This is a genomic window from Mycobacterium sp. NGS50 (assembly GCF_059812545.1).
This window is the reverse complement of the sequence record NZ_JCALCW010000092.1, coordinates 1-723: the sequence shown is the minus strand read 5'-3', so window position 1 is coordinate 723 and position 723 is coordinate 1. Positions and strand designations below refer to the sequence as shown.

Sequence of the window (723 nt, the reverse complement as noted above, 5' to 3'; positions counted from 1 at the left end):
CGATCACGACACCGGCACTGTGGTCGACGTTGAGCCCGGCCGCAGCGAGGAATCGCTGGCTAATTTCTATCGTTCCCAACCTGATTCGGAACTATCCCAGATCCAAGCAGTCAGCATGGACGTCGCCGCGGCCTACCGTAAAGCCACCCGCACCCACGTGCCACAGGCCACGATCTGTTTCGATCCGTTCCACATCATGCAGTGGGTCAATCGTGCCCTCGACGCGGTGTATTCCGAAGGAGCCACCGGTCCGGGCCGCGCCTCGATGACCCCAGCGCAATGGCGCTCCACCCGGTGGGCGCTACGCACCGGCGAGAACAAACTCACCGGCGACAAGCGTGCCTTGGTCAATCAGATCGCCCGAACCAACCGCCACATAGGCCGGGCCTGGACGCTCAAAGAACAACTGCGCGATCTCTACCGCATCGAGCACCCGCCTGGCGGTGCCCGCCGGCATCTGCGCCGCTGGATCACCGCAGCCAAACGCAGCCGCATCAACGCCTTCGTCAACCTGGCCAAACGGCTGCACGTCTACTTCGACGAAGTCATCAACGCGATCGAACTCGGCATCTCCAACGCCCTCATCGAAGGCATCAACGCCAAGATCCGCCTCATCAACGCCCGCGGCTACGGACACCACTCCGCCCAAACCCTGACCTCAATGATCTACCTCTGCCTGGGCGGACTACACCCCAAACTCCCCACACAAACCTGAGGAGTCGC

General features: G+C 62.4%; 1 protein-coding gene. It reads left to right on the top strand.

Annotated elements, in window-relative coordinates; genetic code table 11:
* Window positions 1-715: ISL3 family transposase (locus AC5Y36_RS25820; protein ID WP_500043820.1), on the top strand; the 715-nt coding region annotated here is incomplete at its 5' end.
* Window positions 716-723: the final 8 nt, after the last annotated feature.